This is a genomic window from Aeromonas sp. S9(2024) (assembly GCF_041403185.1).
GTDB lineage: Bacteria > Pseudomonadota > Gammaproteobacteria > Enterobacterales > Aeromonadaceae > Aeromonas > Aeromonas enteropelogenes.
Genome location: NZ_JBGLRE010000007.1, coordinates 258,179 through 265,148 on the forward strand (window position 1 = coordinate 258,179; position 6,970 = coordinate 265,148).

A 6,970-nucleotide genomic window follows, 5' to 3' on the forward strand; every position below is an offset into this window, starting at 1 on the left:
GACAAGAGCAAGACCCATGAGCCAAACACCCTGGTGGCAGAATGCCGTGATTTACCAGATCTACCCCAAGAGCTTTCAGGACAGTGGCGCGCGCGGCACTGGCGATCTCAAGGGGATCATGGCCCGCCTCGACTATCTCAAGACCCTCGGCGTCGACGCCCTCTGGCTGACTCCGGTGTACGTCTCGCCGCAGGTGGACAACGGCTATGACATCGCCGACTACCTGAATATTGATCCCGCCTACGGCACCATGGCCGATTTCGAGGCGCTCTTGGCCGCCGCCCACGCGCGCGACATCCGCATCGTGATGGATATCGTCGTCAACCACACCTCCACCGAGCACGCCTGGTTCAAGTCGGCGCTGGGGGACAAGAACAGCCCCTACCGCGACTACTACATCTGGAAAGACCCGGTGGATGGTGGTGTGCCCAACAACTGGCAATCCAAGTTTGGCGGCAGTGCCTGGGAGCTGGATAAGGCCACCGGCCAGTACTACCTGCATCTCTTTGCCCGCGAGCAGGCGGACCTGAACTGGGAGAACCCGGCGGTGCGCGCCGAGGTGAAGAAGATCATCCACTTCTGGGCCAAGAAGGGGGTGGACGGTTTCCGTCTCGATGTCATCAACCTCATCTCCAAGGATCAGCGCTTCCCGAGCGACGACAGTGGCGATGGCCGCCGCTTCTACACCGACGGGCCGCGCATCCACGAATTTTTGCAGGACGTGAGCCGCGACGTGTTCGCCCCGGTGGGCGCCATGACGGTGGGGGAGATGTCCTCCACCAGCCTGGAGCACTGCCAGCGCTATGGCGCGCTGGATGGCTCGGAACTTTCCATGGTGTTCAACTTCCACCATCTGAAGGTGGACTACCCCAATGGCGACAAGTGGACCAAGGCGCCGTTCGATTTCCTCGAACTCAAGCGCATCTTCAACCACTGGCAGAGCGGCATGCACGGCAAGGGGTGGTCGGCGCTGTTCTGGTGCAACCACGATCAGCCGCGCATCGTCTCCCGCTTCGGTGACGAGGGCGAACAGCGGGTGGTAGCGGCCAAGATGCTGGCCAGCACACTGCACGGCTTGCAGGGTACCCCCTACATCTATCAGGGGGAGGAGATTGGCATGACCAACCCCGGCTATCAGCGCATCGATGACTATCAGGACGTGGAGAGCCGCAACATCTTCGCCATCAAGCAGGCCGAAGGGATGGGCGAGGCCGAGATCCTGGCCATTCTCGGCGCCAAGTCCCGTGATAACTCGCGCACGCCGATGCAGTGGAGCGCCGCGGCCAATGCCGGCTTCACCAGTGGGACGCCCTGGCTCAAGCCCGCCGCCAACTATCCCGCGATCAATGCCGAGGCGGCGCTGGCCGATCAGCACTCGGTGTTCTGGCACTACCGGGATCTGATCCGCCTGCGCAAGGCGCACCCCATCTTCACTCAGGGGGATTATCAGGAGCTGCTGGCGGGGCATCCGCAGATCTGGGCCTATGCCCGCCGAGCCAACGGCCAGACCCTGCTGGTGGTGAGCAACTTCTATGGCGAGCCGGCCACCTTCGCCCTGCCGGAGGAGCTGGCCACCGGCAAGGGGCGCTTGCTGCTTGGCAACTACCCCGATAGCCCGGCCCGGCCGCAATCCTGTATGCTGCGCCCTTATGAATCCCTGATCTGGCTGGTGGAGTAGGCGATGAGCGAGGTGATGATGAAGGTGGCGGTGCGTGGCCCCGAGTGGCAGAAGATGGTGGCGGGGGAGCCCTATGATGCGGGCGACCCCGAGCTCAAAGCGGCGCGCGAGCGCTGCCGCAGGCTCTATCACACCTTCAACACCAGCTGGCAGGAGAAACCGGCGCGCGATGCCCTGCTCCATGAACTGCTGGGCGGCCGTGGCAAGGAGTGCGCCATCAACCCGCCCTTCTTTTGCGACTACGGGGCCAACATCTTCGTGGGCGAGAACTTCTACGCCAACGTGGGCTGCACCATCCTCGACGTGTGCGAGGTGCACATCGGCGACAACGTGCTGCTGGCGCCCGGGGTGCAGATCTACACGGCCGCTCACCCGGTGGCGGTGGCGCCGCGCATCAAGGGAGTGGAGTTCGGCAAGCCGGTGCGGATCGGCCACAACGTCTGGGTGGGCGGCAGCGTCGTCATCTGCCCCGGCGTCACCATTGGGGACAACAGCGTGATCGGCGCCGGCTCCGTGGTGACCAAGGATGTGCCGGCGGGCGTGGTGGCGGCCGGCAACCCCTGCAAGGTGCTGCGACCAATGACGCTTGAGGAGCTGGCAGGAGAAACCGGGTCTGTCATGGAGTAAAGCGTTGACGATGACCCTATCTGATTGATGCAGCGCGCTTTTCAGATTGTTTTATATTCAGTGCTCATGTTTCGGGTGGGCTGGCCGATACTATTGAAGGCAGGAGGTACTCAATGGATATATCTAGTTCTGCATCTACATCTGAAGGTTATGCTTTGCTGGCGGCCAGCCTGGCCAAAAAGCAGCAAACCCAGAACGGGCAAGCCGCACTGGAGTTGATCCAGACCGCGGTACAGCCGGCTCAGGCTGCACCAACATCGGCCAACGCTTCACTGGGAAGCAAAATCGATATTCGTGTCTGAAACTGATACAAAAGCCCCCATCATCTGATGGGGGCTTTTTTTATTTGTGCCTTATACCGCGAAGGGTGCGGGTGCCTCGAAGGTCATCCGCTCGCCGCTGCGGGGGTGGCTGATGGTCAGACTGGCCGCATGCAGATAAAGGTGCGGTGCCGCCGCCAGGGCATCCGGATTGGCGTAGAGATTATCCCCCAGGATGGGGTGCCCCAGCTCCAGCATATGGACCCGTAACTGGTGGGAGCGACCGGTAATGGGGGTCAGCTTGATCAGGCTGTTGCCGTTTTCCACCTTCAGCTTCTGCCAAAGAGTCAGGGCATGGCGTCCCTCCTCGAAATCCACCTTCTGCTTCGGCCGGTTGGGCCAGTCGACGCAGAGCGGCAGATCCACTTCACCCGCATCCTGCTCCGGCTCGCCCCACACCCAGGCGAGATAGTGCTTCTCGGTCTCCCGCTCGCGAAATTGCCGGCTTAGCTCCCGGTGGGAGTTGGGGTTGAGGGGGATCACCAGCACGCCTGTGGTCGCCATGTCGAGACGATGGGCCGCCGCCGCCTTGGGGTGCTGCTGCTTCACCCGATGGAGCACGCTGTCTTCATTCTCGGGGCCGCGCCCGGGTACGCTCAGCAGGCCAGTGGGCTTGTTGACCACCATGATGTCCTTGTCCTTGAACAGGATATCGAGCCAGGGTTCCAGGGGCGGTGAGTATACAAACATAGCGTCTCGCATCTTTGGTCAAAGCGGGGGCAAGCCCCCATCAGTTATGGGTAACCACATCAAAGCAGGGTATGTGCCCTGTCAGTGATGGGTGACCAGGATAAAAAGTGCATGGCATCCAACTTGCGTTGGCTCTGGTCGTTATCAACCAGATGATGCCTTCACAGCTTCATCAGTTATGAGTGACCACGATAAAGCGGATGGCATCCAGCTTGAGCTGGGTCTGGTCGATCAGGTGGTGCAATTCTGCCTGCAGATTGCGCAGATAATCCAGTTCGCTGTCGCGCACGTTCGGATTGACCGCCTTGAGCGCCTCCAGACGATCGAGATCCTGTTGCAGGGTTTGAGCCATCTGGGCACGGGCCTTGTCGACGATCTCCGCCTTTAGCTCCTCGGCAATGGCTTGCCCCTGGCCGATGAGGCCGTGGATCACCGGCTGGGAGGCGGTCACCAGCTTGCTGCCAAGATGGCGGTTGACCGGAGTCAGCTGGCGGTTGAAGGCATCAAACGCCACCTTGTCGCCCAGATTGTTGCCGTTCTTGTCCATCAGCAGGCGAATTGGGGTGGGCGGCATGAAGCGGTAGAGCTGGGGATGAGCCGCAGATTCGGCGACGAAGATCAGCTCCAGCAGGATGGAACCCACCGGCAGTGCCTTGTTCTTGAGCAGGGCAACCGAGGTGGCGCCGATCTCGGAACCCAGGATCAGGTCGATACCGCCGCGCATCATGGGGTGATCCCAGGAGAGGAACGACATGTCGTCCCGCGACAGGGCAGTGGTGCGATCGAAGGTGATGGTCATGCCATCCTGGGGTAGCCCCGGGAAGCTGGAGACCAGCATGTGATCGCCCGGAGTCAGCACCAGGGCATTCTCGCCACGATCGTCCTGATTGACGCCGATCTCGTCGAACATCTTGAGGGCGAAGGAGATCATACCGGTGTCGTCATCTTCGGCGGCCAACTTGTCGACCAGCTGCTGGGCGGCTTCGCCACCGCTGGAGTGGATTTCCAGCAGGCGATCGCGACCCTGTTCCAGCCTGGCCTTGAGCGGCTCATGCAGCTCGCGAGTCTTGGTCAGAAGAGCTTCCAGTGCTTCCTGATCGCCGGTATTGGCGGCCAGCAGCTCGAACAACTCGTCACGCACCGCCTCGAATACGGGGCGGGCGGTCGGGCAGGTTTGCTCGAATGCATCGAGACCGTCGTGATACCAGAGTTGCAGGGCGCGCTGGGAGGTGCCTTCCAGATAGGGGACGTGGATCTCGACCGTGTTCTGCTGGCCGATACGATCGAGACGACCGATACGTTGTTCCAGCAGATCCGGGTTGAGCGGCAGATCGAACAGCACCAGGTGGCTGGCAAATTGGAAGTTGCGACCCTCGGAGCCGATCTCGGAGCAGAGCAGCACCTGGGCGCCCCCCTCGGCCTGGGCGAAATAGGCCGAGGCCTTGTCCCGCTCGAGGATGGACATCCCCTCGTGGAACACGGCACCACGGATCCCCTCGCGAGTACGCAGCGCCTCTTCCAGGGCGATGGCGGTGGCGGCTTCGGAGCAGATCACCAGTACCTTCTGCTGGCGGGCAGAGAGCAGCAGCTCAAGCAGCCAGTCGACACGGGGATCAAACTGGGTCCAGCTGGCGTTGTCGCCCTCGAACTGCTGGAAAATCTTCTCTGGATAGAGGTAGCGCAGGGCGCGGGTCTGCAGATCGCCGCCGTTGCCTCCCATCATGCCCATCACCTTGATGGCGGTCTTGTACTGCTCCGGCAGCGCCATGGGATAGACGTTGAGGTGACGCTCCGGGAAGCCCTGAATGTTGGCGCGGCTGTTGCGAAACAACACGCGGCCGGTGCCGTGCTGATCCAGCAGCTTGGCAACTGCCTGCTGACGGGCGGCGGCATCGGTGAGATCCAGTCCTTCCAGCTGGCCAGCCAGGGTCTGTTTGGCAGCATCGCTCAGGGTCTCGCCATCCAGCAGCTCCTGGGCGGCGCTCGCGACTTGACCGTAGGCCTGCTCCTCGGCGAGGAAGGCGTCGTAGTCGTAGAAGCGCTCGGGATCCAGCAGACGCAGGCGGGCAAAGTGGCTCTGGTGACCCAGTTGATCCGGGGTTGCGGTCAGCAGCAGCACGCCGGGCACCTGCTCGGCCAGCGCCTCCACCATCTGGTAGGCACGGCTCGGGGCCTCCTCGCTCCACTCCAGGTGATGCGCCTCATCGACGACCAACAGATCCCATTCTGCTTCAAGGATCTGTTCGAAGCGACGACGCTTCTTGCGCAGGAAGTCGAGGCTGCAGATCACCAGCTGTTCGGTTTCGAAGGGATTCTCCGCATCAGCGAAAGCCTCGATGCAGCGCTCCTCGTCAAACAGGGAGAAGTGCAGGTTGAAGCGGCGCAGCATCTCGACCAGCCACTGGTGTTGCAGGGTCTCGGGCAGCAGAATCAGCACGCGATGGGCGCGGCCGGAAAGCAGCTGCTGATGGATGATCATGCCTGCTTCGATGGTCTTGCCGAGGCCAACTTCGTCGGCCAGCAGTACGCGCGGGGCGTAACGATGACCCACCTCATGGGCAATATAAAGCTGGTGCGGGATCAGGCTGACCCGGCCACCGGCCAGGCCGCGGGTCGGATTGCGACGGCGCTTGTGCTGATTGACCAGGGCCTCATAGCGCAGGGTAAAGCGGGACATGCGGTCGATCTGCCCGGCGAACAGGCGGTCCTGCGGCTTGTTGAACTTGATAAAGTTGTTGAGAAACACCTCTTTGAGGGCAACGGGCTCATCATTGTCGGTGCGAACACCTACATATATAAGCAGGCCGTCTTTCTCCTGCACTTCTTCGACCGTCATGGTCCAGTCTTCGTGACTGGTTATCTGATCGCCCACATTGAAGCTGACCCGGGTAACCGGCGCCTCTTCTTTGGCATACATACGGTTTTCACCGGTAGCCGGAAACAACAGGGTAACCATGCGTCCTTCAACAGCAACGACAGTCCCCAAACCCAGATCCGTCTCTGTATCACTAATCCAACGCTGGCCAAGTGCAAAAGGCATTAAACTCTCCAAAGCCCAAGAGTGTGTGAATCGCAAAGGGGCGCTATGTTACCCGAAGGCGTGAGCCTGATCACCATGGATATAGAGGAGGTCACCGTAAATCGCTACAAGCTTGATCTACCCCCTTTTCGAACGATATCCCGTAGTCAATACCGAGGCTGTAGCGGGATTAATGAGCGATTTGGTTGATTGGTGAGCGAACGATTCAAAAAGATGAATTTAGTTCGAAAACACCCTTGCCAGAACGAATTCACTCCCTATAATGCGCCTCCATCGACACGGCAAGCGGCAACGCAAACAGCCGGGTCGGTAGCCTCGAAAAGCCTTTGAAAATAAGGCTTGACTCGAGAAGGCGGTTGAGTAGAATGCCACTCCCGCAGCAGCTAAAAGCTGTGTCGCTCTTTAACAATTTGAATCAAGCAATCTGTGTGGGCACTCACAGCATCGAGCATCAAAAACAATTTTTGATTTTCAATGTCTGATGAAGTGACCAAAGCAACTTTTAAGTTGCAGCAGTTAATTCAGCAATTCATTGAGCCGCTTTTCGAAGCAACCAAACTTAAATTGAAGAGTTTGATCATGGCTCAGATTGAACGCTGGCGGCAGGCCTAACAC

At 60.2% G+C, this 6,970-nt stretch carries 5 protein-coding genes; 3 read left to right on the forward strand and 2 right to left on the reverse strand.

Features of this window, described 5'->3' with window-relative positions; all coding sequences use genetic code 11:
* Positions 1-16: 16 nt before the first annotated feature.
* The 3 genes from treC to ACB028_RS13730 all read left to right on the forward strand — a co-directional run bounded on the left by treC (position 17) and on the right by ACB028_RS13730 (position 2,607).
* Entirely contained in the window at positions 17-1,678 is a 1,662-nt protein-coding gene (gene treC / locus ACB028_RS13720; protein ID WP_371144511.1) for an alpha,alpha-phosphotrehalase, read from the forward strand.
* A 3-nt stretch (positions 1,679-1,681) separates the two neighbouring features.
* Positions 1,682-2,305: a sugar O-acetyltransferase gene (locus tag ACB028_RS13725; RefSeq protein WP_371144512.1), complete on the forward strand. Its 624-nt coding sequence runs from the start codon at positions 1,682-1,684 to the stop codon at positions 2,303-2,305.
* Positions 2,306-2,418: 113 nt separating this feature from the next.
* Entirely contained in the window at positions 2,419-2,607 is a 189-nt protein-coding gene (locus tag ACB028_RS13730; RefSeq protein WP_026458732.1) for a hypothetical protein, read from the forward strand.
* Positions 2,608-2,658: 51 nt separating this feature from the next.
* Here the strand turns inward: ACB028_RS13730 and rluA are convergent, their stop codons facing one another.
* Positions 2,659-3,315: a bifunctional tRNA pseudouridine(32) synthase/23S rRNA pseudouridine(746) synthase RluA gene (gene rluA / locus ACB028_RS13735; RefSeq protein ID WP_061476523.1), complete on the reverse strand. Its 657-nt coding sequence runs from the start codon at positions 3,313-3,315 to the stop codon at positions 2,659-2,661.
* A gap of 172 nt (positions 3,316-3,487) precedes the next feature.
* Positions 3,488-6,355: an RNA polymerase-associated protein RapA gene (rapA, locus tag ACB028_RS13740; protein ID WP_371144513.1), complete on the reverse strand. Its 2,868-nt coding sequence runs from the start codon at positions 6,353-6,355 to the stop codon at positions 3,488-3,490.
* Positions 6,356-6,970 lie beyond the last annotated feature (615 nt).

Coding starts and splice junctions, on each gene's coding strand:
- ACB028_RS13725 (WP_371144512.1), top strand. CDS start 1,682: ATGAGCGAGGTGATGATGAAGGTGGCGGTGCGTGGCCCCGAGTGGCAG.
- rapA (WP_371144513.1), bottom strand. CDS start 6,355: ATGCCTTTTGCACTTGGCCAGCGTTGGATTAGTGATACAGAGACGGAT.
- ACB028_RS13730 (WP_026458732.1), top strand. CDS start 2,419: ATGGATATATCTAGTTCTGCATCTACATCTGAAGGTTATGCTTTGCTG.
- treC (WP_371144511.1), top strand. CDS start 17: ATGAGCCAAACACCCTGGTGGCAGAATGCCGTGATTTACCAGATCTAC.
- rluA (WP_061476523.1), bottom strand. CDS start 3,315: ATGTTTGTATACTCACCGCCCCTGGAACCCTGGCTCGATATCCTGTTC.